The sequence below is a fragment of the Amycolatopsis ponsaeliensis genome (assembly GCF_030182635.1).
Taxonomy (GTDB): domain Bacteria; phylum Actinomycetota; class Actinomycetes; order Mycobacteriales; family Pseudonocardiaceae; genus Amycolatopsis; species Amycolatopsis ponsaeliensis.
The window spans coordinates 123,007-148,809 of record NZ_JAPZLD010000025.1 but is presented as its reverse complement, the minus strand read 5'-3'; the positions used below and the strand labels follow the sequence as shown (position 1 = coordinate 148,809).

22 protein-coding genes are annotated in these 25,803 nt (G+C 70.0%); 10 read left to right on the top strand and 12 right to left on the bottom strand.

Annotation, left to right across the window (positions count from 1 at the left end):
* Positions 1-227 precede the first annotated feature (227 nt).
* A complete protein-coding gene (locus QQ657_RS32780; protein WP_350310719.1) occupies positions 228-1,349 on the bottom strand; it encodes a hypothetical protein in 1,122 nt (373 codons plus the stop codon).
* A gap of 143 nt (positions 1,350-1,492) precedes the next feature.
* Here QQ657_RS32780 and QQ657_RS32775 point away from each other — a divergent pair, with 143 nt between their 5' ends.
* Positions 1,493-4,666, top strand: a complete 3,174-nt coding sequence (locus QQ657_RS32775; RefSeq protein WP_350310718.1) for an AfsR/SARP family transcriptional regulator — start codon at positions 1,493-1,495, stop codon at positions 4,664-4,666.
* A 363-nt stretch (positions 4,667-5,029) separates the two neighbouring features.
* Here the strand turns inward: QQ657_RS32775 and QQ657_RS32770 are convergent, their stop codons facing one another.
* From QQ657_RS32770 to QQ657_RS32760, 3 genes are read right to left on the bottom strand one after another with little or no spacing between them, the layout of a single operon-like run.
* Positions 5,030-6,247: a metal-dependent hydrolase family protein gene (locus QQ657_RS32770; RefSeq protein ID WP_284746140.1), complete on the bottom strand. Its 1,218-nt coding sequence runs from the start codon at positions 6,245-6,247 to the stop codon at positions 5,030-5,032.
* Entirely contained in the window at positions 6,244-6,678 is a 435-nt protein-coding gene (locus QQ657_RS32765) for a GAF domain-containing protein (RefSeq protein WP_284746139.1), read from the bottom strand. Before QQ657_RS32765 ends, QQ657_RS32770 begins: the two co-directional genes overlap by 4 nt.
* Entirely contained in the window at positions 6,675-8,066 is a 1,392-nt protein-coding gene (locus QQ657_RS32760; protein WP_284746138.1) for an MFS transporter, read from the bottom strand. The genes QQ657_RS32765 and QQ657_RS32760 overlap by 4 nt, the downstream gene beginning before the upstream one ends.
* Before the next feature lie 130 nt (positions 8,067-8,196).
* Between QQ657_RS32760 and QQ657_RS32755 the strand changes: the two genes are divergently transcribed.
* The 6 genes from QQ657_RS32755 (at position 8,197) to QQ657_RS32730 (ending at position 13,241) form a co-directional block, all read left to right on the top strand.
* On the top strand, positions 8,197-9,072 hold the full coding sequence (locus QQ657_RS32755) for a MurR/RpiR family transcriptional regulator (RefSeq protein ID WP_284746137.1): 876 nt from the start codon (positions 8,197-8,199) through the stop codon (positions 9,070-9,072).
* A gap of 1,067 nt (positions 9,073-10,139) precedes the next feature.
* On the top strand, positions 10,140-10,367 hold the full coding sequence (locus QQ657_RS32750; RefSeq protein WP_350310717.1) for a DUF397 domain-containing protein: 228 nt from the start codon (positions 10,140-10,142) through the stop codon (positions 10,365-10,367).
* 96 nt (positions 10,368-10,463) lie between these two features.
* On the top strand, positions 10,464-11,324 hold the full coding sequence (locus QQ657_RS32745) for a helix-turn-helix domain-containing protein (RefSeq protein ID WP_284746136.1): 861 nt from the start codon (positions 10,464-10,466) through the stop codon (positions 11,322-11,324).
* 95 nt (positions 11,325-11,419) lie between these two features.
* Complete coding sequence (locus QQ657_RS32740) at positions 11,420-12,148, top strand: SDR family oxidoreductase (protein WP_284746135.1); 729 nt, start codon at positions 11,420-11,422, stop codon at positions 12,146-12,148.
* Between the two features lie 5 nt (positions 12,149-12,153).
* A complete protein-coding gene (locus QQ657_RS32735; RefSeq protein ID WP_284746134.1) occupies positions 12,154-13,092 on the top strand; it encodes an RNA polymerase subunit sigma-70 in 939 nt (312 codons plus the stop codon).
* Positions 13,089-13,241 (top strand): hypothetical protein, encoded by a 153-nt coding sequence (locus QQ657_RS32730; RefSeq protein ID WP_284746133.1) that lies wholly within the window; start codon positions 13,089-13,091, stop codon positions 13,239-13,241. The genes QQ657_RS32735 and QQ657_RS32730 overlap by 4 nt, the downstream gene beginning before the upstream one ends.
* A gap of 173 nt (positions 13,242-13,414) precedes the next feature.
* Here QQ657_RS32730 and QQ657_RS32725 read toward each other — a convergent pair whose 3' ends face one another.
* The 7 genes from QQ657_RS32725 to QQ657_RS32695 all read right to left on the bottom strand — a co-directional run bounded on the left by QQ657_RS32725 (position 13,415) and on the right by QQ657_RS32695 (position 22,881).
* Entirely contained in the window at positions 13,415-14,131 is a 717-nt protein-coding gene (locus QQ657_RS32725) for an ANTAR domain-containing response regulator (protein WP_284746160.1), read from the bottom strand.
* Positions 14,132-14,389: 258 nt separating this feature from the next.
* A complete protein-coding gene (locus tag QQ657_RS32720; RefSeq protein ID WP_284746132.1) occupies positions 14,390-16,411 on the bottom strand; it encodes an RICIN domain-containing protein in 2,022 nt (673 codons plus the stop codon).
* A 35-nt stretch (positions 16,412-16,446) separates the two neighbouring features.
* Positions 16,447-18,189: a glycoside hydrolase family 35 protein gene (locus tag QQ657_RS32715; RefSeq protein WP_284746131.1), complete on the bottom strand. Its 1,743-nt coding sequence runs from the start codon at positions 18,187-18,189 to the stop codon at positions 16,447-16,449.
* On the bottom strand, positions 18,182-19,720 hold the full coding sequence (locus QQ657_RS32710; protein ID WP_284746130.1) for an alpha-N-arabinofuranosidase: 1,539 nt from the start codon (positions 19,718-19,720) through the stop codon (positions 18,182-18,184). The genes QQ657_RS32715 and QQ657_RS32710 overlap by 8 nt, the downstream gene beginning before the upstream one ends.
* Positions 19,717-21,057 carry an ABC transporter substrate-binding protein gene (locus QQ657_RS32705; protein ID WP_284746129.1) on the bottom strand — a complete coding sequence of 447 codons (1,341 nt, stop codon included), beginning with the start codon at positions 21,055-21,057 and terminating at the stop codon, positions 19,717-19,719. Before QQ657_RS32705 ends, QQ657_RS32710 begins: the two co-directional genes overlap by 4 nt.
* 29 nt (positions 21,058-21,086) lie before the next feature.
* The gene (locus QQ657_RS32700; protein ID WP_284746128.1) at positions 21,087-21,950 is read right to left on the bottom strand and encodes a carbohydrate ABC transporter permease; all 864 of its coding nucleotides are present in this window, start codon (positions 21,948-21,950) and stop codon (positions 21,087-21,089) included.
* Position 21,951: 1 nt separating this feature from the next.
* A complete protein-coding gene (locus tag QQ657_RS32695; protein ID WP_284746127.1) occupies positions 21,952-22,881 on the bottom strand; it encodes a carbohydrate ABC transporter permease in 930 nt (309 codons plus the stop codon).
* A 120-nt stretch (positions 22,882-23,001) separates the two neighbouring features.
* On the opposite strand from QQ657_RS32695, the gene QQ657_RS32690 reads away from it, so the two are divergent.
* Both QQ657_RS32690 and QQ657_RS32685 read left to right on the top strand, forming a co-directional pair.
* The gene (locus QQ657_RS32690) at positions 23,002-23,988 is read left to right on the top strand and encodes a LacI family DNA-binding transcriptional regulator (protein ID WP_284746159.1); all 987 of its coding nucleotides are present in this window, start codon (positions 23,002-23,004) and stop codon (positions 23,986-23,988) included.
* A 300-nt stretch (positions 23,989-24,288) separates the two neighbouring features.
* Positions 24,289-24,474: a hypothetical protein gene (locus QQ657_RS32685; protein WP_284746126.1), complete on the top strand. Its 186-nt coding sequence runs from the start codon at positions 24,289-24,291 to the stop codon at positions 24,472-24,474.
* Here the strand turns inward: QQ657_RS32685 and QQ657_RS32680 are convergent.
* Complete coding sequence (locus QQ657_RS32680; protein WP_284746158.1) at positions 24,471-25,094, bottom strand: DsbA family oxidoreductase; 624 nt, start codon at positions 25,092-25,094, stop codon at positions 24,471-24,473. The two genes, QQ657_RS32685 and QQ657_RS32680, sit on opposite strands and share 4 nt — an antisense overlap.
* A gap of 83 nt (positions 25,095-25,177) precedes the next feature.
* On the opposite strand from QQ657_RS32680, the gene QQ657_RS32675 reads away from it, so the two are divergent.
* The gene (locus tag QQ657_RS32675; protein ID WP_284746125.1) at positions 25,178-25,777 is read left to right on the top strand and encodes a QsdR family transcriptional regulator; all 600 of its coding nucleotides are present in this window, start codon (positions 25,178-25,180) and stop codon (positions 25,775-25,777) included.
* Positions 25,778-25,803 lie beyond the last annotated feature (26 nt).

The window sequence follows — 25,803 nt, the reverse complement described above, 5'->3', positions numbered from 1 at the left end:
AGCCAGGGCCGCCACCGCGCCGGGGTGCTCGCGGGCCACCCGGCGCGCCGTGGCCGACGCGGCGCACGGTGACCCGTGGCTACCCGCCAGGACGACGTCAGCGCACTCCGGCCAGGTTCCGGCCGCGAGGTCCGCGTCGACCACGACGAGCGTCGCGCCCTTGTCCGGCGCGCGCCGGATCCGTATCCGCCACACTCCCGGGGCCGGTTCGGCGGGGAGCGGCCCGGTCACGCCGCCCACCCCGGCAACGGCCGCGGAACGGGCAACAGTGGCAGCACTGCCGGCGCAACCGGGGCCGAGAGCTCCAGCAACCGGTACATCTCGGCCCGCAGGAGCTCCGCCGAGCGGTCCGGACGGGACGTGATCGCCTCCGTCACCGCGACGGCGAGCCGACCGACCCGGCTCCAGGCAGCTTCGGCCTGTCCGGGCAGTGGACGCGCCCAGTCCAGCGGCAACGTGTGCGTACGGACGACGTCGGCGACACTCCCCTCCTGCGGCAGCCCGCACAGGGACGCGAGCGTCACCGGACATCCCGCCGCGGCCGCGTAGCCGGTGGTCGAACCGTGGTCGCCGATCACCCAGTCCGCGGCGAGCATCGTCGCCTGCCACCCGGACCCGGGTGGGATGAGCAGCAGGCCGTCCGACACCGCGCCGGCCAGCCAGGCGGTGACCTGCCGTCGTCCGTGCACCGCCCAGACATTCGGGTGCAGCACGGCCGCGACGGCAAAGCGCTGGGCGGGCAACGCGTTGACGACCGCCCGGTGGAGCTCGGGCAGCCGGCCGAACGCGGAATCGGTGAACCAGGTCGTGCTGACCACGACCAGTCGCCGCTCCGGCGTCACCCCCAGCGCCTGCCGGTACACCTCCCTCAGGTGCCTGCTCGCCCGCATCCGGTCGAGACAGATGTCTCCGGCCACCACGGCGTTCGGCACCGCCTCGGGACACCGCTCCCGCAGCAGGTCCACCTCGCCTTCCGTGGCGAGCCCGAGCACCGTGGGCAGCACGCGCCCGCGGAAGGTCAGCAGCTCCCGGTCGACGCCGGTGGTGCGCTCGCTCGCCCCGCCGGCTTTCCGGCTGTGCCGACGCGGCTTGACCTTCCCGGCGCCGTGCCCGACGAGGAGGATGGGCCCGTGCACCTCGGCGAGGTGGCGGTGGCTCGCCGCGAGCACGAGGTCGAACCGGTGCGAGATCGCCTGGTGCCACGGCATGACCAAACCGTGCAGGCCACGCACGAACTCCTCGACACCGTGCCACTGTTCCGTCGTGTGCGGCACCGTGAACACCAACTGAACACGCAGATCGGTTTCCAGGAGGGAAATCACGTCGAGCAACCGGGTCCCCGCAGTCACGGTGGGAACCACCACCAGCACGGCGCGACACCGCGGCCGGGTGACCCGAGTCCCGGCGCCGAGCCCGACCGGACCTCGTACCCACAAATCCGTCGTCATTTTCCGTCCCCCTCGACGTGGTTCATGACATCAGCGGACGGAGCATGCGGGTCACGACTGCCGAACGCCTTCCCGGCGGCCGGACAAACCCCGGACATCTCGTGGCCTGTTCGTGGACACAAAAGATCGTTACCGCGCCGTCGTCGTCGTTTCACCAAAACGATGCGAAGCTGGCGATACGGGAGAGGGGAAGGAACCGCGAAATGGAGATCGCATACGGAATTCTCGGGCAAACAACAGTGCGGATGCACGGGAAGATGACCGAGGAGTGGGGGTCCCGGCAAGCCCGTCACCTTCTGGCAGCATTGCTGACCCGACCCGGAAAACGTTTCTCCCAAGACAGCCTGATCGCTTGGGCGTGGACCGAATCAGCTCCTCCGAGCAACCCGAAAGACGCTCTCTACAAGGCGATGACCCGGCTGCGTCAAGCACTGGAGGCCGCCGATCACACCCCGGTCATCCGCACCGTCAACGGCGGCTACCAGCTCGACATCCGTCCCGATCTCGTGGATATCCACGTCTTCTGCGACGAAATGCGCAGGGCACGACAATTGAGCGCCTCCGGAGACCATGAAACCGCATGCGAGGTCGCGCGTGCAGCTCTGACACTCTGGCGGGACGAACCACTTGCCGGAATGACCAGTGAACCGGCCCGGAATTGGCGGCATGCCAGTTCGGCCGCGGACTGGGCACCTGCGCACAGTTTCCTCACGGCCGAATTGCTGGCCGTCGGCCGCCCCGAAGAAGCGCTGAGGCATCTGGCCGGCGTTCCCCACCAGCACGCCGCCGAACCCGCGTTCGTGAAACTCCGCATCACCGCCCTCTATGCGCTGAGGCAGTCGCACGAAGCCCACGCTTGCTTCCTGACGGCGCTCAAGTCCTACGAGCAGGTCGGCGACGCTGAGGCAGTCGCCGACCTGCAGTCGCACCACGCCCGGGTGCGGGCGCGCCACCAGGAGCCCGGAGCGAAGCCGGAGGCATCACCGCGACCCACGCCTGCCTCCCCGGTCGGCCCGATCCGCGTCGGCCTGCCCCGCAACCTTCGCGGGTTCCTCGGCCGTGCCGATGCTCTGCGCAGGCTCGACGAATACCTGCTCGCCCCCGGCGCCGGGCACGCCCCCGCGGCCATCGTGTGCGGCCCGCCCGGCATCGGGAAGACGACCCTCGCCGTCCACTGGGCGCACCGTGCCGCGGACCGGTTCCCCGGCGGCATCGTCTGCGTCGACATGCAGGGATTCGGGCCAGCCCCGGCGCGCACGACCGGCGAAGTGGTCGATCTCGTCCTCACCGCGCTCGACTACCCGATCGACCACCTGGTCAGCGCCCCAGCGCGGGCCGCGCGACTGCGCTCCCTGCTCGAGTGTGGACGGCCACTGCTCGTCATCCTCGACAACGTCGGCAGTTCCGAGCAGGTCGACGAGGTCATCGACATCGTCGAGTCGTGCACGGTGCTGCTCACCTCGCGAAGTTCGCTCCACGCGCTGGCCCGCCGCCACGACATGCCCGCGATCAAACTCGTGCACCTCGACGAGCAGAGTTCACTCGCGCTCCTGAGCAAGCGGATGCGAGGACGGGCCGAAGATGAACCCGAAGCAGCGCGCGCACTCGCCGTGCTCGGGGACGGCCTTCCACTCGCCCTCACCTTGCTCGCCCAGCGAGCCGCCAGCCGGCCCGGGATCAGTCTCGACACCATGCTCGGCGAGCTACGGGACCCAGAGACGCTGCTGAGCATCGGCGACGACGGGGACGACGACGGCCTGCGCACCACGTTCTCCGGTTCTTACCAGGCGCTCGACTCCACCGCGCAGGACGTGTTCCGGCTCTTCGGTCACCACCCCGGTCCCGAGATCCAGGCCGAGACGTTGCTTTCGGCGAGCGGTCACCCCCGGGAAGCCACTCGGCGTGCCCTCGAGAACCTCGTCGCCTGGCACCTCATCGACCAACCCGGCGAGCCCGACCGCTACCGCATTCCCGACATCTTCCACCGCTACTCACGCACGCTGACCGCGGACGACGATCCGCTGCCCCTGCGCCGGTTGCTGTCGCACTACCTGCAGACCGCCCTCCGCGCTCACCTGACCGCGCACCCGTACCGCAGCCGACCTCCGATGATCCCCGCCGAACCCGGAGTCGTCCCCCTCACTTTCGACTCGGCCACGGCCGCCGCGAACTGGACTCTCGTGGAGCGTGACAACCTGACGGCCCTGATCGGTGAAGCCGAACACCGGCAGCTGCATTCCTACGCCATCGGATTGCCGCATCTGCTCAACGACAGCTGGGAACGCCACGGCTGCCACTCGGCCATGACACAGGGGCTAGTGGTCGCCGTCCGGGCAGCTCGGGAGGCGAAGGACATCATCGCCGAGGCATCCTCCCTCAACGATCTCGGCGAACTCCACCTGATCCTCGGCGACGACACGAAGGCGCGCCACTACCTCCACCGGTCGCTGGAGCTGGCCACCGAGTACGAGGAGACCGTCGGGATCCTCACCGTCAAGATCAACCTCGCCCGCCTCCACCGGCACTGCGGCGACCACGCCGCGGCCATCGACCTCTATCTGAAGTGCATCGACCAGGCGCGGCGAGCTCCCGACCCGATCCGGGAAAGCGTCGCCGAGCACTACCTGGCGGACACGTTCGCCGACCTCGACCAGCACGCCCAGGCCCTGCCGCACTATCACCGCGCCCTCCATCTCCGGACCGTCCTCGGCGACACGATGGGACAAATCGCGACCCAGACGGCCCTGGCCGCGCTGCACACACACGAGCAGCGGCTGGAGCTCGCTCACATGCACTGCCGGCAGGCGCTGGCCAACCTCGACGGCCGCGACGACCTCACGGCGACCATGAAGCTCTGCACCGTCCGTGCCCGGCTCGCGTATGCCGAGGGCAACGCGCGGGAAGCACTCAGGCTGGCTTGGGACGCGGTGGAGATTTCGCGGCAGGCCCACAACGCCACCGGACAGGCGCGCGCGCTCGAAGCACTCGGCGACATCCTGCGCAGACTGCACAACCCCAGCGGCGCGATCGAGGCGTGGACCGAGGCCGTCGCCTTCTACCGTGGTCGCGGCCGGGACGCCAAGGCCGACCGACTGCAGGCTCGCATCGGCGAAGTGGTCGCCGACACCGAGGCGCTCATCCCCGGCGCGCGGAGCGGGCACGAGGACACGGTCGCCATGCCGAGCCCGCCCCGAGCCCGGACACGCCAACACCAATGAGTGAACTATCGCTTTACCGCGCGGCAGCTTTCACCCGAGAGTGACCAAATTTGCGCTGCTAGGCGGTCCTGCACGTCCCCAGAACTACCGGGAGTAGTTTCCAGTTATCGCTAACGGCCCTTGCGGCGAGAGACCAAGGCTCCCTAGCCTTCGGGCACCCCACTTTGATTCATGTTCTGGCCACCCAGCCCAGCATGACAAGCCCCGAATAGCTATCCCAGGGAGTACGCACGTGCACGACCCCGCTACCTATGCCACCCTCGCCGCCGTCGCACTACTGGCGGTCAAGAACTGGTGGCGCTGCTGACGCAGCCACGACGGTGGTGCCCCGCGACATGCGTCCGGGGCACCACCGGCCGGTCGTCACGCGGGGTTTCCGGCCACCACCTCGCCACCCTGGATGATGTGGCGGAAGTGCTTCGGCTCCGCCAAGACCCCGATGTCCGCCAACGGATCCCCATCCACCACCAGCAGGTCCGCGTGCGCACCCACGGCCAACGTCCCGATCTCGCCCGTCAGATTCAGCAGCTCCGCCGCCGTCGAGGTCGCCGAGCGAATCACCTCGACCGGAGACTGGACTTCGCCGCGCAAGCGGAACTCGTGGTTCTGGTGGCGGTGCATCCCGCCCAGCAGGTCCGTCCCGTACACCAGTTTCACGCCGCCGCGGGCCGCGCGCTCCAGGGCCGCCAGGCCCGCTCCCAGGACCTCGTCGACCTTGCGCCAGCTCGACTCCGGCAGCCCGTGCTCGCGACCTTCTTCCTTCAACGCCCAATACGTCACCAGCGTCGGCACCAAGTACGCCTCCTGCGAGAGGAACAGCGAAACGCTCCGGTCGTCCAGCAGGTTGCCGTGCTCGATCGAACGGACGCCCAGCTCCAGCGCCCGGTTCACCGCGCGGGCCGTGTACGCGTGCGCCGCCACGTACCTGTTCGCCGCCGTCGCCTCCTCGACGATCGCGCTCAGCTCCTCCGCCGAATACTGCGTCGAGTCGATGCGGTCGGTCGGGGACGCGACGCCGCCCGAGGCCATCACCTTGATGTGATGGGCGCCCTTGCGCAGCTCGTCGCGGGCGGCCGCGCGGACCGCGTCGACGCCGTCCGCCACCCGGCCCAGCCCCGCGCAGCACGGGTGGTCGTCCTTCGCGTGCGTGCCGCGGGTGCGGCTGTCGCCGTGCCCGCCCGTCTGGCTCAGCGCCCGCCCGCAGAACAACAGCCGCGGGCCGCGGAACAGCCCCTCCGCCTGGGCGTCCGCGAGACCGTAGTCGGCGCCCGACGCGTCGCGGACCGTGGTGAACCCGCGGTCGAGCATCCGGCTCATCGTGCGGGCCGCGTGGGCGGCCACATAGGACGGTGACGACGACGGCAGCGAACCCAGGTCCGCCGTCGACGCCGTGACGTGCACGTGCGCGTCGACCAGCCCGGGCATGACCACCGCGCCCCGGACGTCCACCGAACGCACGTCGGCCGCCGCGAGGTTCGGCCCCACCTCCACGATGCGGCCGTCAGCAGTCCGCAGGTCGCCTTCGGTGTACTCCCCGGAAACGGGGTCGAGCAGCCGGGCGTTGCGCAGCAGCAGGGTCACCGGTTCTCCTTCTCCAAGTCGAGCAGTGCGGACACGGCCAGCGGCGCGAGCGACTCGGCCACCACCACCGCATCGTCGTCGTAACTGCCTTCCGCGTCGAGGATGTTGAGCACGCCGAGCGTCCGGCCGTCGGCGATCACCGGCACGTTGATGATCGAGCCGCAGCCGAGTCCCTCGATCAGGTCGTGGTCGGCGAAGATCTCACGCACGGCCGCGCGGTCCGGCCCGAAGTACGGCCGCTGCGCGGTGATGCACTTGTCGAGCCAGCCGGCGGCGACTTCGACGGTCTTCTCCCCGCCCACCGGGTACTCCGCGGGATGGCTGCTGTGCACCCGCTTCAACGCGCGACGCTCGGGAACCCAGGCGAGCACCGTGAACAGCCGCACGCCGATCGCGTCGCGCACCCGTTCCTCCACAGTGGACAAACTCACTTCGTCATCTCCTTCGCGGCGCGCACCGGCGCCCCGTGTTCGGTCAGTTCTTCCAGGGACCGCCCGGCGGTCGACAGGCCGAAGACGAGCACGCAGAGCACGCCTGCCGCGAGGACGGCCGTCGTCAGGCCGAAAACGCCGGCAAACCCGAGGCTCGCCGCGGACAGGCCGATGATCGTCGGCGCGAGGATGCTGCCGACCCGGCCGAACGCGCTGGACAGGCCGGTGCCGCTGGCGCGGATCCAGGTCGGGAACACTTCGGGCGTGTAGGAGTACACCCCGGCGTAGGTGCCGTTGAGGAAGAACGAAAGCACCGCGCCGGCGAGCGTGATCGACCACGGCGCGCTCGTCTGGCTCAGCCAGAAAGCGCTCACCGCCGAGCCCGCGAGGTACAGCGCGATCGTGTGCTTGCGGTCCAGCCGTTCGGACAACCACGCGGCGGAGAAGTAGCCGGGCACCTGGGCCAGGTAGATGATGATCGAGAACTCGAAGCTCTTCGTCACCGTGATGCCGCGTTCGACGAGCAGCGTCGGGATCCACGAGAAGAAGCCGTAGTAGGAGAACGTGATCACGAACCAGACGGTCCAGATCACCGCCGTCCGTCGCCGCATCGCGGGGCTCCACAGGAACTTCAGCGCGCTGAAGAGGTTGACCTTCGGAGTCTCGGTGGCGGGCTGGGCATCGGCGGGCGGCACCGGCGGAAGCGTGGTGCCGGTGGCCTTCTCGACGTCGCGCTCCATCTTGGCGACGACGATTTCCGCTTCGGCGGACCGTCCCTGAGCGAGTAGGAACCGCGGCGACTCGGGCAGAGATCGCCGCCACCACAACAACATCACGATCGGCAGCGCGGTGACGAGCTGCGCGATCCGCCAGCCTTCGTCGAACGTCGGCACGACGAACCGGCCGATCAGCGCGGCCGCCACGAAGCCGAAGGAGAAGAAGCCGGCGAGCGCGCCGACGAACCAGCCGCGCCGCTTGGCCGGCACGAACTCGGACAGGAAGGGCGCGATGATGGCGCTTTCCGCACCGGCGCCCGCGCCGGCGAGCACCCGGGCGCCGAGGAAGACTTCGTAGTTGGGCGAGAAGGACGCGATGACCGAGAACAGCGCGTAGAAGGCCAGCGCGTACATCATGACCTTCTTGCGGCCGATGCGGTCGCCGAGCAGGCCCGCGGCGACCGCGCCGAAGAGGAAGCCGAACGGCGTCGCCGAGCCGATCAGGCCGAGCTGGCCGTTGTCGAGGCCCCACGCCGCCTTCGCGCTGGGCAGCAGGAAGGCGACGACCGCCGAGTCCATGCCGTCGAAGGTGTAGCCGAGCCCGCCGATCAGCAGCAGCTTGTAGTGGGGCCGGCTCAGCGGGAGCCGGTCCAGTCGTGCCAGCAGGGTCATGGGGAACGCCTTCCGTGTCCGGGCGCCGGGGAGTGCGGACAACGTATACTGCGTTTTCGCAGTTTTGCAACGTTCGTTGCACGACAACCTCGCTGCGTTACGGTCTACGCGATCCGAGGGAGGGACGAAAGTGGCGGAAGCCGACGACGGTTTCGAGGCGTGGCTGCGGGACCGGCTGCCCGAGCGGGGGCTGCGCCCGAAGTCGGCCGCGGTGCTGGAGGTGCTGGTCTCCCAGCCGAGGCGCGCGTCGTTCGGCTCGACGGCCGAGCTGGCGCAGCTCGCCGGCGTCAACGTCGCGACCGTGACGCGCACGGCGCAGGCGCTGGGCTTCGCGGGCTGGCCGGCGTTGCAGCAGGAGCTGCGCGCCCGGTACATGTCGTCACTGAGCGCGCCCCAGGTGGCCGAGGAGCACCGCGGCGTCGACTCGCCGGGCTCGGCGTCGCTGCGCCGGGACCTCGACAGCCTCGCCCTGCTGAACCGGCGTTTCGACGAAGAGGTGATCCGCGAGGTCGCCCGCGCGATCGCGGCGGCCCGCCGCACGCTGGTGATCGCCGACGGCAGCTACGCGGCGGTCGGCATCGCCTTCGCGCACAACGCGCGTCTCGCGGGCTACGACGTCCACGCGGTCACGGCGGGCGACGCGGAACTGGCGAACCAGACAGCCAAGCTGACCTCGGACGACGTGCTGGTGGCGATCAGCTTCTGGCGCCTGTACGAGAGCACGGTCCTGGCGGCGAGCGAGGCGAAGAGCCGCGGCGCACGGGTGTTCGCCGTGACGGACGCGGCGAGCCCGGCCCTGGCGGGCGCGGTGGAGCAGGTGCTGATGGTGCCGGCGGAGGGCGTGACGTTCTTCCCGTCGCTGACCGCGGGCATGGCGCTGGTCCAGGCGATCGTCGCGCAGCTGGCGGCGGTCGACCCGGCGCGGACCAGCGAGTCCATCGAGGCCGCGGAGGCGATGTGGTCACGGTTCGACCTCCTGCACCGACGGCCCTCGGCCAAGACCTGACGCCTGTCTCAACCCCTGGTTCGTCCGGGTGAACTTTGACCGGGCGGACCCGCCACGCACCGTCACCTGCCCGCCGTGGCGCCCACGCCGTTTTGCCAGCTGGCAGCCGGCCAGATCGCGAGCGGTCGCCAGGCGGAACGCCGCGCCGTCAATCGCCATTCTCCACCTTGCCCGAAGCAGAGCAGAGCCATCCGCCGAGCCACACTTGCAGATGCACGAGCGACGCGACGACGATACCGGCGGTGTCGGCCGAATGGGATCGACATGATCACCCGTACTCGGCTCGACCAGCCAACAAGCGCATATCCCACCGAGACGGCCGCCCTTCGGCGCCACGAGATGAACCCGGCGATTCCACCCCGTGCTCGCAGTGCGCCAGCTGGCAGACCGCCGGATCACCGACGACATCGTGGCAGAGTGCCGCCGGGCAAGTCGCCGCGATACGAATGCCTGCAATCAAACCGCCAAGAATCGCCTTGCCCCGAAACATCGGCCACGGCGCAAACAGCCGACTGATGAAGAGCCTACCGTCGATATGGCCGGAAAATGTCCTTCACCAGGCCCGCTTTCCCGGCGGTACCCTCGAGCCGAAAGGTACTACACCCAAATCGGAAGCCGGTGCATCAGCCATGAAAAAATCGAAGGACGAACACCGACGACTCGGCAGCCGGGTCGCCGAAACCTGCGACAGCGCGGCAGCATTCTTGGAACTGGGAGTAATGGCCTCTTTCGTCCTCAACGAAAGCTTCCGCCCCAGCGCGAACTTCGCGAAACTCTTCGCACTGGGCCTTCGACTGGCAGCACAACGACTGAGGCGACCTGGACACGGTTCGTGAACGACCCGCCGAGGCTCGGGTCGCGCGCCCACCCGGCCCGAGCTTCGGCGAGCCACGGCAACGTGGTCAGCGTCAACCCATAGGGTGAATGGAACGCGGTCGACCCACCCGGGGCGCGACCCGAGTGGCCGAATGGCGCGTGTACGCTCCGCAACACGACATCCCGGATGACGCGCGGATCCAAGCCGGCGCGTTGCACGCCCGGCCGGCGCACGCCGGCCAGAAAGCGAAGTGGCCGTGCCCCAGGGCCAAGAAACCCCCGTCGTCCTCGACCGCGACCCTCTCGTCTGGGTCAAGAGCTCGGCGAGCTCGAGCGGGTCCGGTGCCGAGTGCGTCGAAGTCGCAACCACCGAATCGCACGTCGCGGTACGCGACTCGAAAGACCCCGGGCCGACGATCGTCGTTCCCGGCCGATCTTGGCAGGCGTTCCTCTTTTCGGCTCTCCCGGCGCGTCGATAGCCGATCACGCAAGGTCAGGCATGACCACCCGTTCGTGAGCTATCATTCTGCTAGCTGGCAGATAGCCACCAGTCGGACGAACGGGGGCCACGCGCCATGACCCGACCGAATTCGCCCATCGTCAGCCAGAGGCGCGTACTGGCCGCAATCCGCGAGGCACGCGAAGCCCTTTCTCTCACCCAACGGGAAGTGGCCGAGGCGCTGGACTGGTCGGTTTCGAAGATCATCAGAATAGAGCGCGGCTCGGTCGGCCTTTCGATCACAGACCTGAAAGCGTTGCTGCTGCACTACGGCATCACCGACCGGGACCGGGTAGAAAGTTACGTCCAACTGGCCAGAGCCGGCAGGCAACCGGCTTGGTGGGACGATTACCGGCGCGTCTTCAAGCCGGACTTCGTGCGCTTCCTCGGACTCGAGTCGGCGGCGGAAATGGTCCAGCAATATCAGTTCCACCTGATTCCCGGATTGCTGCAGACGGCCGCATACACGAGATCCTTGGTGCGGACCAGCGGCTGGGGCCAGGAGTGGGCCGAGCGCCAAGTGAAGGTGCGCAGGATGCGGCAAGCCAGGCTGGAAGACCCCGAACTCGGACACAATTTCATCCTGGACGAATCCGTTCTGTACCGGCGGGTCACGGAGTTCGTGCACTGGCGCGAACAGCTGCAGTGGATGCTGCAAGTATCACGGCAAAGCAACGTGTCCGTGCGTATTCTTCCGTACACCGCCGGCTGGATCGACGGAATGCAAAGCTCGTTCACGATCATGAAGATGTCCGACCAGGTGAACGACATTCACCTGAGCATCGAGCGACCCGACGGTGACCAACAGTTCGCCGACGCGCGGGGCGCCGAGAAGGCAGTCGAGTTCGGGAAGATCTTCGCGCGCATCGAAGCCGCCGCCCTGCCCGCTTCCGAGACTCCCTCGGTCATCGAGGCCAGCCTGCTGAACCGCCAGTAGCACCCATTTGTGACTCACGTCACTCAGCGACGGATTCCTCCTCCGAGGCTGGTCTTGATCCGGTCCACACCGCATCGACCGCCGGAGAGTGCCTCATGTCCACCCAGTCCACCGCCGTCGTCACCGGAGCCGGCCGCGGCTTCGGGCGCGCCATCGCCGCCGCGCTCGTCGCCGGCGGGCGCACCGTCGTCGGCATCGCGCGCAGCGAATCCGAACTCGACGCCGTGCGCGAAGAACTCGGCGCCGGCTTCGTCCCCGTCGCCGCCGACGCGACCGACGACACCCTCGCCGAGAGCGTCCTCCGCGAGCACCGCCCCGGCCTGCTCGTCCTCAACGCGGGAGCCGTGCCGCACATGGCGCCCGTGCACGAACAGACCTGGGAAACCTTCAGCCGCAACTGGCACGTCGACACCCGGCACGTCTTCGCCTGGACGCGCGCCGCACTCCGGGAACCTCTCGAAAAGGGTGGCGTCGTCGTCTCGATGTCGAGTGGGGCGGCCATCGGCGGGTCGCCGCTCAGTGGTGGGTACGCCAGTGCGAAAGCCGCGATCCGGTACCTGCGCGCGTACGCCGCCGAGGAGTCGGAACGCGCCGGGCTCGGCCTCCGGTTCGCCACGCTCCTGCCGCAGCTGACCCCGCTCACCGGCCTCGGCTCGGCGGGCGTCGACGGCTACGCCGCGCGCAACGGGATCGACCACGACACGTTCGTCAAGAACATGGAATCGGTCCTGACGCCGGAGCAGGTCGCCAAGGCCGTCCTCGAAGTCGTCGACGGCGACGCCGCGGAATACCAGGTCAGCGGCACCGGGCTGCGTACGCTCTGACTGCCATGCCCGACTTCGCCACCGAGACCGAGCCGTTCCGGCCCGAGCTGCTCGCCCACTGCTACCGCCTGCTCGGCTCGATCCACGACGCCGAGGACCTCGTGCAGGAGACGTACCTGCGCGCGTGGCGGGCCTTCGGCGGGTTCGAGGGCCGGTCTTCGGTGCGGCGCTGGCTGTACAAGATCGCCACGACGGCCTGCCTGACGGCGCTGGAGACCAGGGCCCGGCGGCCGCTGCCGTCGGGCCTGGGCGCTCCGGCCGACGACCACCGGGTGGCAGTGGCCGCCGCGGACCCGTCGGTGCCCTGGCTCCAGCCGGTCCCCGACGCGCTGCTCGACCCGGCGGCGGTCGTGGCCGGCCGCGCCGGCGTGCGGCTGGCGTTCATCGCCGCGCTGCAGCTCCTGCCCGCCCGGCAGCGGGCCGTGCTGACCCTGCGCGACGTGCTGGCGTTCCGCACCGGCGAGGTCGCCGAGCTGCTCGGCACGACTCCCGCGGCGGTCGACAGCGCGCTGCGCCGGGCCCGCGGCCGGCTCGCCGAGGCGGGCCCGGTGGAGGCGGACCTGGCGGAGCCGGCCGGGCAGGGTCCCTTGCTCGACCGCTACGTCGACGCGTTCGTCCGCGCCGACCCGGGCGCGCTGGTGACGCTGCTGCGCGCCGACGTCGAGCTGGAGATGCCCCCGATCCCGACGTGGTTCACCGGCCGGGACGCGGTCGCCGGGTTCTTGAGCCGCCGCGTCCTGCGCCCGGGGAACTGGCGGCTGGTCCCGACGCGGGCGAACGGCCAGCCGGCACTGCTCGAGTACGCGGCCACCGGCGACGGCCGGTTCGAAGCCCACGGCGTCCAGGTCCTGACGCTGATCGGCACCCGGATCGCGCGGATCACGGCGTTCAACGACCCGAGCCTGGTCCCGGCGTTCGCGGCGCCCGCCATGATGGACTCATGACCCGCATCGGCCTCCTCTACCCGACGCGCGACTGCGGCGAAGACGACTTCACCGCGCTGTGCGACCAGCTCGGCGTGGACCTCGACTTCGCCTATGTGGAGTGGAACCCGGGCATCGGGCCCTCACGTCCGTCTACCACCCGGACCTGACCGCGGTCTTCGCCGGCTTCCTCGGCGAGGTGGGCGTGACGACGGTGCACGCGGTCTCGGCCGACGCCGCGTCCGACCGCGCCCTCGCCGCGTGGGACGCGCGGAAGATCACCGCTCTCTCGCCGTCGCGGCCAGCGCCGCACCGGAGCGTGACGGGCTCGGCCCGCTCTTCGCTAAGACCCTCCGCCCGCCGAGCTCATCCTCTTCGTGAAGCGCGCCGCGACGTCGCGCAGCTTCGTGTTCGTGTTCTGCGACTCGACGATCAGGCGCTGCATCGCCGCGTCCTCGCTCACCCGGTGGATCAGCATCAGCATCCCCTTGGCCTGCTCGATCACCGCGCGCGTCTCCATCGCGTGCCGGAGCTCGTCGGCGAGGAGGCGGGCTTCGCGGTAGCGGCGGGTCAGCCGCAGGACGGTCTCCACGCACAACGTGAACAGCCGCAGCACCTTCGTGTCGAACTCGTGGTAGCCGTGCGCGCCGAAGCCGAACAGCGTGATCGCGCCGACGAGCGTGTCGTCCACCCGCAGCGGTACCGCCAGGTAGCTGCCCACGCCGAGCTCCTTGGCCGCGAGGACGAACTCGGGCCACCGCTCGCCCGTGTCGCCGACCGCGACGCGCACGACCTCGCCCGTGAGCGCCGCGAGCAGGCCGGGACCGTCGCCCGCCGCGTACTGGGCGTCGTCGATGCGCCGGACGCGCTCGTCGGTGAAGGCCGCGGTCTGGGTCACGCCGTCGCGGACCACCACGATGCTCGCCAGGTCCGCGTCGGGCACCACCCGCACCGCCTCGCCGCAGACCGCGTCGAGCAGCCCGGGCGTGTCGGACACCGACTCGAGGACCCCGACGAGATCGGCCAGGACGACGTTCAGCTCGTCGACCCGCTCCGCCATGCCGTCACCGGTGGTCGGCACCGCCCACCCCTCCCCGTGCGTCAAGCCGCGAGCCATGGGAAAGAGCCCGCCAGCAGCGTCAACCGAGACCACCGCTGGCGTTTCAACGGGTCCGAGAGGATTCTAGCGGCCGCCGGAGCGCTCCCCGACAAGGCCGGGCCGCCTGAGCAGCCCCCGGTTCCACGCTAGCGGCAGGCACCGACGAAACCCGGCGCCTGCCGCGCGTAGTGGGCCCGCTGTCCCCAAGCCGGCCGCCGCCTACCGGGTGACGGCCTGCCAGCGCTGGTTCGGCCCGTTCGTCGGCCGGTACAGGCCGATGCGGGCGCCGTCTTCCCGCGACTCGCCTGTGACGTCGAGCAGCTGCCCGTCCGCCGCGTTGACGAACGTCCACGTCCCGTCGCCCGTGGTCGACAGCGTCCACTGCGAAGCCGCATCGACCGTTCCGGCCGGGGCCAGCGTCACCGCTCCGCCCGCTGTGCTGAGCACCTGGCCCGTGCCGGCGTTGGACACCGTGAACCGGTCGCGGTTGCCGTAGCGGCCCGTGCGGTCGGTCAGCGTCCAGCGCTGCGCGGCCGCCGACGCGTCCGTCGTGCGCTGGACCAGCGAGCCGCCCTCCGCCGACAGGGACTTGCCGCTCTGCACGCCGGTGAACGTGACCGGCTTGCCCGAGCCCAGCCCGGTGCCCGCGGCCGTCGACGAGACGCCGTCGACCAGGAAGGTCGTCACCGAACGCGCCGGGACCCGCAGCGTCGGGCGGGCCGACGTCACCCGCACCGGCTTGCCCCGCTTCAACGCACCGGTGACGTCGGTGACGACCGGCGTCACCGAAGCGCCGGGCCGGACGCACCCGAACCCGGTCAGGTCCAACGTGACGTCCTGCTCCGCCGTGCCCGCGTTGACGTGGACCACCGAAGACAGGGCGTCGCCGCGCATCGCGGCCGTCGAGGCGGTGTCGTTCGACGCGATCAGCCGGTCACCCGGCCGGATGTAGTGGGTGAAGTTCCGCATCGTATTGAACTTCGTGTTCGTCCGGATCGGACAGTCCGAAGTGGTGCAATTGAACGGAACCTGGATCTCGCCCCAGTTCATCCCGGCCGCGGACTCGCCGCCGGGCTTCATGTTGTCGTAGTCCTCGATCGGCTGCCAGCTCACCCACGCGCTCGGTTCGAGCAGGCGCAGGTCGTCGGTGATCTGGCCGGCCAGCCCGAGCCCCGGGTCCATGCTGGTGAAGTCCTGCCGGTCGAGCCAGCTGCCGCCGACCTCGCTCATCCACAACGGCTTCGACGCGCCCTTGGCGATGTCACGCGGGATCGGCCGGTTGCCGGTGCCGTAGGTGTGCACGTTCAGCCGCCCGGCCACTGCGCGAGCCGAAGGAGACCAGCCGTTCCAGTCCGCGGCGAAGATGTCCGGGTTGGTTTCGTCGGGCGCGGAAACGACCTTCCCGGGCGCCGCCTCGGCCATCGCCGGGATCAGCTGCGACTGGACCGACGGCCCGATGTGCGCACCCTCCTGCCGGCCGCCGGTCGGGTTCCCGTCGGCGCCGAGGGTCGTCTTCCAGTAGTTCGTGTTGGGCTCGTTCAGCGGGTTCACCGACGAGAACTTGATGCCGTGCGCGCGTTCGAGAGTCCGCACCACCTGCGCCAGGTACGCCGTGAAGTCACCGATCTTGTCGGGGCGAAGCTGTTCGTCGGTCGCGGTGAAGCCGCCTGAGACGTACCCCGACACGGTCTGGAAGTACGGCGGCGAGTTGCTGAACGCCTCCCACTTCGTGACGCGGTTCTTGATGCGGTCCACCCACCAGCGCTGGTTCGGGTCCGCGGCGGCGTCGAACTCCGCCGGATCGCCGGGCGTCCACCAGTCCTTGTCGGCGCGGGTCGTCCCGGCCGGTGCCTTCCACCAGCCCGGCACCGCGCCACCCGGACGCAGGTACGCCGGGACGTCCGGGGCGTTGCCACCGCCGATGTTGAAGCGCGCGATGTTGAGGTTCAGCCCGTCGGCGCCGAAGACGAGGTCGGCCAGCTTGGTCCGCACCGCGTCGGGGTAGCCGCCGGTCGCCTCGGCCATCCACGCCAGGCTCGAGCCCCAGCCTTCGAACGGCTGCTGCCGGTAGGCCGGGTCGGGCTTCACGGTCACTGCCGACCGCAGTTCGGGGGTGCGGGTGGCGGAGCCCCCGCCCCGGGGCGAAGCCCCGCTTGTCACCGCGGTGGCCGCGGCCGCCGGCGCCGCCAGCACCCCGGCCGCGACGAGAGGTACACAAAGGACGGTGAGCAAGCGGTTCATCGTCGAACTGCCCTTCGTTTCCGGTGGGGACTTCCTCAGGCTTCGGTGTGTCCCAGCAGCGGCCGCGGCACGAACCGGGCCGCCGGGTCGAGCATCGTGTCCAGTTCGAGCACGACGAGTTCGTTGGCACCCGCGCGGACGACCGGGCCCGGCACGTACAACGTCCGCTGCGGCCCGCGCCGCCAGTACCGGCCGAGCGGGAACCCGTTGAGCCACGCGAGGCCCTTGCCCCACTCCCCGGTGTCGAGGAACAGGTCCGCGGACGCCTCGGCCTCGAAGAACGCACGCAGCAGCACCGGGCCGGCCACCGGTCCCTCCACAGCGGACTCCGTGACCGGCGCGGGAAGCGCTTCCAGATCGAGCGGCAACACGTCCCAGCCGGCCAGTGGCTCGCCGTGCAGCTTCGCGCCGCCGATGATGCCCTTCGCCTCGCCGATCCGCGGGCCGTAGTCGACGCGGCCCTGGTCCTCGGCCAGCACGAGCAGCTCGCCGTTCGCCCGCGGCAGCGCGACCGCGCGGTCGTGGTGCTCGCGCAGCAGCGTGCCGACCGGGTCGCCGTCGAAGAACACCGTCGCGCGGTCACGGACCTCGCCGAAGGTCAGGACGCCCGGCCGGTCACCTGAGACGGTCGTGCGCAGCAGGGCGAGCCGCGGCATCGGCGTCAGGTCGTCGAACGCGGGCAGGTCCTCGTGGAACTCCCAGGTGCCCCAGCGGTCCGGGGCGTCGAGCAGCCGGACGGGGTCGCGCAGCACCGACTCGAAAGCCGGCGCGGGCCGGGCCGGCGGCGGAACGGAGTCCGGCACCTTGTGGTAGCGCGCGATCACGTCCCGGAAGGCGTGGTACTTCGGCGTCGGCTCACCCGCTTCGTCCAGGGGTGCGTCGTAGTCGTAGGACGTGACCAGCGGCTGGTAGACGCCCTTGTCGTTCGCGCCGCTGGTGAACCCGAAGTTGGTGCCGCCGTGGAACATGTACAGGTTGACCGACGCGCCCGCGGCGAGCAGCGTGTCGAGCTCGGCCGCCGCGTCCGCCGCCGACGTCGTGTGGTGGTGCGCGCCCCAGTGGTCGAACCAGCCGTTCCAGAACTCACTGCACATCAGCGGCCCGGTAGGTTGGTGCGCGCGCAGGATCGCCAGCCGCGCCTCGGCGTTCGAGCCGAAGGACGCGGTGCGGTGCAGCCCTTCCAGGCTGCCCGCTTCGAGCATGTCCGGCTGGTCCACTGTGGTCAGTGGCACGGTGATCCCGCACGCGCGCGTGTGCTCGGCCAGCGCCCGCAGGTAGCGCTTGTCGTCGCCGAACGCGCCGTACTCGTTCTCGATCTGGACGAGCAGCACCGGCCCACCGCGGTCGACCTGGTGCGGCACCACGACTTCGTAGACGCGCGCGAGGTATTCGCGCACCGCGTCCAGGTACTTCGGCTCGTACCGGCGGACCCCGACCGACGGGTCGCGGAACAGCCACGGCGGCAGGCCGCCGTTGTCCCACTCCGCGCAGATGTACGGGCCGGGCCGCACGATCGCGGACATCCCGGCGTCGGCGACGAGCCGCAGGAACCGGTCGAGGTCGAGCCCGCCGGAGAGGTCGAACTCGCCCGGTGAGGGGGCGTGCGCGTTCCACGGGACGTACGTCTCGATGGTGTTCAGGCCCATCCGCCGGGCCTTGTCGATCCGGTCGGCCCACAGGTCCGGGTGCACGCGGAAGTAGTGCAGCGCACCGGAAAGGATCCGGAACGGCCGGCCGTCGAGCAGGAAGTCGGTCTCCCCGATCACGAACTCAGGCATGGCCGCCCGCCTCCGGGCACAGCTGGAGCACGGTCCAGGACAGGGGTGGCAGTGTCACGGTGATGGTCGTCCCCCCGGGGTCGGCCGTCACGGCGGTGCCGGGCAAGGGCACCGGCCGGACCGGTTGTGAGTCGGCGGTGTTGACGGTGTGCCGCGTCTCGCCGTCGGGCGTGGTCAGGGTTTCGGCGGCATAGACGCCGTATCGTGCGCCGCGCAGGCGCAGGCGGACCTCGGTCGGCGACGCCGTGGCCCGGTTGGTGAGGAACACCGCGCCGCGCCCGCACTCCCCGGCCGTCGCGGCGACGTCGACCAGGTCGACCTCGCCGTGCTGCGCGGTGCGCAGGCGCTCGCCCTCGACGTTCAGGCGCAGGCTGACCCCGCTCGCCAGCGCGGCCACCTGCCGGAACGGGTGGAACGTCGCCTGCCGCCAGGCCGGGCCGCCGGGTTCGGTGCGGATCGGCGCGATGACGTTCACCAGCTGCGCCTGGTTGGCCATGGTGACGCGGTCGACGTTGCGCAGCAGGGAGCTCAGCAGCGAGCCGACGACGACCGCGTCGGTGACGGTGTAGTCGTCCTCGATGATCCGCGGGTGCTCCCGCCAGCCGCCCTCGGCGAGCCGCGCCTGGTCGACCTCGTTCCAGCGGCGCAGGTCCCAGACGTTCCACTCGTCGACGCTGATCCCGATCTTCTTGTCCAGGCCCAGCTCGGCGAGCGTCTCGTCGATGATCCCCGCGGTGGTCCGGATGAAGCGGTCCAGCGCGGCGCCGCTGGCGAGGTAGCTGTCGGTGTCGCCGTGCAGCTCCTGGTAGTAGGCGTGCAGCGAGATGTGGTCGACCAGCTCGGCGGTGTGGCGCAGCACCGTGCGTTCCCACTCGCCGAACGTCGGCATGTCGGCGTGGGAGCTGCCGGCCACGACCAGTTCGACACCCGGGTCGATCATCCGCATGAGCCGCGCGGTTTCCGCGGCCAGGCGGCCGTACTCGTCGGCGGTCTTGTGGCCGATCTGCCACGGGCCGTCCATCTCGTTGCCGAGGCACCACAGCTTGAAGCCGAACGGGCGGTCGGCGCCGTTCGCGCGCCGCCGCTCGCTCAGTTCCGTGCCGCCGGCGTGGTTGCAGTACTCCAAGACGTCGGCGGCCTCCTGGATGCCGCGGGTGCCGAGGTTGACCGCGTACATCACCTCGGTGCCCGCGGCTTCGGCCCATTCGGCAAACTCGTGCAGCCCGAAGCGGTTGGACTCGACGCTGTGCCAGGCCGGGTCGAGCCGGGCCGGCCGATCCGTCCCGACACCGTCCTCCCAGCGGTAGGCGGAGACGAAGTTGCCGCCGGGGTACCGGACCACGGTCGGGCCCAGTTCCCGCACCAGCTCCAGCACGTCTCCGCGGAACCCGCGATCGTCCGATGTGGAGTGTCCCGGTTCGAAGATCCCGGTGTACACCGACCGGCCCATGTGCTCGACGAACGAGCCGAACAGGCGACGCGGGACGGGGCCGATGACCGCACCCGCGTCGCCTTCGATGTGGACCGTCATCCGGCGCTGACCGTGAAGCCCTGCTGGTTGCCGTAGTCGACGATCGCCTGTTGCCAGGCCGCCAGCCCGGCGTCGAGCCCGGTGGCGTTCAGGTAGGCCTTGCCCGCGGTGTCGCTGAAGACGCTGTTGGCGTAGGTCTGGTACGGCAGGTAGGTCCAGCCCGGCGCGACGTCCTTCGACGCCTGGGTCAGCACCTGGTTGACCTTCTGGCCGCCGAAGTACGGCACAGCCTGGTCGACGAACGCGGGCGAGGTCAGGTCGGCCGTGGTGGACGGGAAGCCGCCGCTCTTGATGAACGGCTGGACGCCGCCGTCGTGGTTGAGCCAGCGCACGAACGCCGCGGCCAGCGCCGGGTTGGCGCTCTGCTTGAGCACCGACTGCGTGCTGCCGCCGTTTTCCGCCGTGACCGCCTTCTGCCCGTCGTAGGTCGGCATCGGCGCCACCGCCCACTTGCCGCTGCCGCCGGGCACCGACGAGATGAAGTTGCCCGGCATCCAGGCGCCGGTGACCAGGGAGGAGATGGTGCCGTCACCCAGGGCGCGGAACCAGTCGTCGGACCACTCCTTGACCGGGGCGAGCAGCTTGCCCTGGATCAGCTGGTCCCACATGGCGGTCCACTTCTTGGTGCCCGCGTCGGCGAAGTTGACCTTCACGTTCCGGCCGTCGACGCTGACCGGGCGCCCACCGGCCTGCCAGATCATGCTCAGCGCGAACCCGGGGTCACCGGTGTCCGAGGTGATGTACTTGGTGGGATCGGCGGCGTGCAGCTTCTTCGCCGCGGCGATGTACTCCTCCCACGTCTTCGGCACGGCGATGGCGTTCTTGTCGAAGACTTCCTTGTTGTAGAACAGCGCCATCGGGCCGGAGTCCTGCGGCAGGCCGTAGACCCCGTTGGCGTTCTTGACCTGGGCCCACGTCGAGGCGCTGTAGTCCTTTTCGAACGACCCGAAGCCGTATTGATTCAGGTCGACCAGTGAATCCGTCAGCGCGAACTGCGGGAGGGCGTAGTACTCGATCTGCGCGACGTCCGGCGCGCCGGAGCCGGCCTTGATCGCGTTCTGCAGCTTGGTGTACTCGTCCTTGTTCGTCCCGGCGTTGACGTAGTTCACCTTGACGTTCGGGTACGCCTTCTCGAACGCGGCGACCTGGTCCTTGGCCGAGGGCGTCCAGCTCCAGTACGTGATCGAGCCGCCCGCCTTGAGCGCGGCGTCGACGGAGTCCTGGGTGCCGGTGGCGGCCGCGGGCCCGGACGAGCTTCCGGACGAGCAGCCGACCGCGAGGGCGGCGGCGAGTGCCACGGCGGCGAACGCCTTGGCACGACTGCGGATGCGTGACATCGAGTGTCCCTTCACGACGGTGTGACGGCTCATTGCTTGACACTTCCCGCGCTCAGCCCCGATTGCCAGAACCGTTGCATGAACAGGAAAGCGATGACGAGGGGGATGATGGTGAGCAGCGACCCGGTGAGCACCAGGTTGAAGATCGGCTGCGCGCCGGCGCCGTTGGCCTGCGCGCTCCACTGGTTGAGCCCGACGGTCAGCGGGTACCACTTCGGTTCGCTGAGCATGATCAGCGGCAGGAAGTAGTTGTTCCAGGTCTGCACCATCGTGAACAGCGCAACCGTGACGATGCCCGGGGCCAGCTGGCGCAGCGTCACGGTGAAGAAGATCCGGAGCTCGCCCGCCCCGTCGATCCGCGCCGCCTCCATCAGCTCGTCCGGGATGGCGTCGGCGGCGTAGACCCAGATCAGGTAGAGGCCGAACGGGCTGATCAGCGACGGGATGATGACGGACAGCGGCGTGTTCGTCAGCCCGAGCTTGCTGAACATCAGGAACGTCGGCACGGCGAGCGCCGTCGTGGGGACGGCCACCGCGCCGAGGACGATCGCGAACACCGCCCGCCGGCCGGGGAAGCGGTACTTGGCCAGGCCGTAGCCCGCCGCGGTGGCGAGGATCGTCGCGCCGCCCGCGCCGACCACCACGTACAGCAGGGTGTTGCCCAGCCAGCGGAAGAAGATCCCGTTGTTGTAGGTGAACGTCTGGCCGATGTTGTCGAAGAGGGCGAACGGGCCGCCGAAGGACAGGCCCGACGTCGAGAACAGCGCCGGCTGGCTCTTGGAAGCGTTGATCACCAGCCACACCAGCGGAATGAGGGTGTAGACCAGGTAGAGGGCCATGACGGCCGTGAGCGTGCGCGATTTGCGCGGCCGCGTCACCGAGAGCGTGGCCACGTCACATCCCCTTCCGGGAGCCGCGCAGCTGCACGACGTAGGCGATGACCGCGGTGATCACGCCCATCACGATCGCGACCGTGGCGGAGTAGTTGTACTGCTGGCCGGCGAAGGAGAGGTTGTAGGCGTACATGTTGGGCGTGTAGAAGGTCCCGATCACGTTCGGCACCAGGTTGCGCATGATGTTCGGCTCGTTGAACAGCTGGAAGCTGCCGATGATCGAGAAGATCGTGGCGATCACGATGGCACCGCGGATCGCGGGGAGCTTGACCGACCGGATCACCCGGAACGTGCCGGCGCCGTCGATCGCGGCCGCCTCGAACAGCTCGGTGGGAATCACCTTGAGCGCGGAGTAGAAGATCAGCATGTTGTAGCCGACGAACTCCCAGGTGACGACGTTGCCGATCGAGGTGAGCAGCCAGTTCTGCGACAGCGGCTTCACCGCGTCGGTGCCGAGCAGGTGGTTGAGGTCGGCGGCCAGTCCGAAGTGGTCGCCGTAGATGAAGCCCCACATCAGCGTGGCGACCACGGCGGGCACCGCGTACGGCAGGAAGATCACGATCCGGAAGAGCCCGGCGGCGTGCAGCCGGGCGCTGTCGATCGCCAGGGCCGCGACCAGCGCGAGCAGCAGCATGATCGGCACCTGCACGGCGAGGAACACCAGGACCCGCTGGAAGGACTCCCAGAACTTCGGGTCGCCGAGCACCTGCGCGTAGTTGTCGGCGCCGACGAACACCGTGCCGCCGAAGAAGGCCTGGTCGCGGTAGAGGCTGAGCACGAAGGCGTAGACGACCGGCGCGATGAACGTCAGCGCGAACACCAGCATGAAGGGAGCGACGAAGAGCCAGCCTCGCCAGTGCCGGCGCGGTCGGCGGACCGGCGGCGCCGGACGGGCCGGCGCCGGGACGGGCGGAGCCGCAGTGGACGTCATCGTCTTCTCCGCATGTTTACGTCAACATGAACGGCTCGGAGAGTAACGTGTTGACGTAAACATGTCCAGGACACCGAGGAGTCACCCGTGACGGCAGCATCCCCGCGCCGTGGACCGTCGATGGCGGACGTCGCGCGCGAGGCGGGCGTGTCCGGCCAGACGGTGTCCCGCGTCGCGAACGGCAAGACCAATGTGGACGACGCGACCCGCGAGCGCGTCCTCGCCGCGATGCGCCGGATCGGCTACCGCCCCAACAGCGCGGCGCGCGCGTTGCGCAACGGCAAGTTCCGCAGCATCGGCGTGATCATTTCGGCACTGCCGACGTTCGGGAACAGCCGCACGCTGGACGCGATCGCGGCGGCGGTCGTCCCGGAGGGGTTCTCGATCATCCTGATGCCGGTGACGCGCCCGACGCAGGGCGAAGTGACGGGGGCGTTCAGCAAGCTGAACGAGCAGGCGGTGGACGGCGTGATCATCCTGATCGAGCAGCACCAGCTCGACCAGAGCGAGATCGAGCTGCCGCACGGGCTCCCGGTGGTGGTGATCGATTCCAGCGCGCGCTACGACTACCCGGTGGTCGACACGGACCAGGCCGACGGCGCGGCGACGGCGACCCGGCACCTGCTGGAGCTGGGGCACGCGACGGTGTGGCACATCGCGGGGCCCCCGCAGTCGTATTCGGCCGAGCGCCGCCGCAAGTCGTGGCGAGCGACCTTGGAGCTGGCGGGCGCGTTCGTCCCCCCGGCGCTGGTCGGCGACTGGTCCCCGGCATCGGGGTATGAAACGGGGTTGAAGCTGGCGGCCGACCCGGCGGTGACGGCGGTGTTCGTGGCGAACGACCAGATGGCGCTGGGGCTGTTGCGGGCATTGCACGAGACGGGGCGTCGCGTGCCGGAGGAGGTGAGCGTGGTCGGATTCGACGACATGGAGGAGTCGGCGTGCTTCTGGCCCCCGCTGACGACGATCCGCCAGTCGTTCGAGGCGGTCGGCCACCACGCGGTTTCGGCGTTGCTGGCGGAGATCGAGACGGGAGCGGAGGCCGGGGAGCCGGTGACGGTGCCGACGGAGCTGGTGCTCCGTTCGAGCACAGCACCCCCACCGGCTTGACCTGGGTCGGCGCGGCTGGACGACGAAACTGTCGGTGCCCGCAGGTAGCCTGGAAGACGGGGGGCGCCGCCCCACTCCAAAGGCTTCCTACGCCGGCGGGCCGTGGGATGAGCCGACCCTCCAGGCACGCGAACCGACTCCCCAGGCACGCCGGCCGGCCCTCCTGAGACGCGAGCCGGCTTACCCCGTTTCAGCCTGGATAAGCCGGGGCATTCCTGGCCACCAAGCCGGATCCCCCGGTACCGCGAATGTCGCAGTGGTGTGGACCATTCGGCCCCGCCGCAGCAGAAACGAGGCGTCATGCTCGCCATCCTCGCCGCCGTGCTCTTCGGGCTCGCCCTGCTCATGGAGCTGGCCGGGTTCGGGCTGGGCCCGATCATCACCACCAGCACCCTCACCACGGCTGGCCTGCTGTGCGTCGCGCTGCACCTGGCCGGTGTCGCCACCGACCGGTCGCGGTTCAGCCGCAGCCGTCGGCGTCGCTAGCTCGCCGCGGACTCCTGCGCGCGCCGCAGCACCTGGGTGAACACCTCGGGCGACTGAGCGCCGGCGACGCCGAAGCGCTGGTCGATCACGAAGAACGGCACCCCGGTCGCGCCGAGCGCCCGCGCCTGCTCGCCGTCCGCCTCGACTTCGGCTTCGTAGGCGTCCGACTCGAGCACCGCGCGGGCCTCGGTGGCGTCGAGCCCGGCTTCGGCCGCCAGGTCCACCAACGAGTCGCGGTCGAACAGTGACCGCCGCTCGGTGAAGTGCGCGCGGTAGAACCGGTCGACGACGGCGTCGGCCAGCCCACGCTCGCCTGCCAGGTGCACCAGGCGGTGGCCGTCGACGGTGTTTCCCATGTGGACGCCGTCGAGGTGGTACTCGAGACCGTCGGCGGCCGCGCGCGCTTCCATCTGCGCTTCCATCGCGTCGGCTTCTTCGAGCGTCCGGCCGTACTTTTCGGACAGCACCTCACGCGTCGGCCGGGACGTCCCGCGCGGGAACGACGGGTCGAGCTGGAACGAGTGGTGCACGACCTCGACGTCGGCGCCGAGCTCGGCGACCGCCTGCTCGAAGCGGCGCTTGCCGAGATAGCACCAGGGACAGACGAGATCGGACCAGATGTCTACACGCACCCCACCACGCTAACCGCGCGGTGGCACGCACTTCAAAGTAACCGTCGGCGACCTGCGGATAGGGTGGGCCGGTGACCGTCTCGACCGACGACATCGTCCGCCACGCGGCGCGGCTGCTGTTCGCCGGCACCCGCCTCGACCTCGGCCGGATGGCGGCGGAGCTCGGGATTTCGCGCACGACGTTCTTCCGCCGCGTCGGCAACCGCGACGACCTGATGGGCGCGGGGCTGCGACTGCTGTCCGATCGGACGTGGCAGCGAGCGCTGGAGCAGTGGCGCTCGGCGCACGGCGAAGCGGTCCGCACTCCCGAGGGCCGGCTGCGGTGCCTGTGGGTGATGGAGGAGTACCGGCGCGAGGTCGCGGGCAACGAGGGGATGCGCAAGCTGTTCGAGGCGGAGTCGACGGTGGCCCTCAGGGTGCTGACCGACCCGCGCGGCGAGGTGCAGCCGGCCCTCGTCGACGCGCACGTGGACCTCTTTCGCGCGGACGCTTCGGCGGCGGAGTTGACGCCGCTGGTGGGGTTGCCGGACTTGGCGTTCGCGGTGGTGCGGCTGGGCGAGTCGTTCCTGTATTCGGACGTGCTGGCGGCGCGGACGGTGGACCTGAAGGTCGCGACGACGTTGCTGGACACGTTGGTGACCGGGGCTTTGGGGCCCACCGCGGCCCTCTGACGCGGCACCGGCCGGCCCGCCGAGGT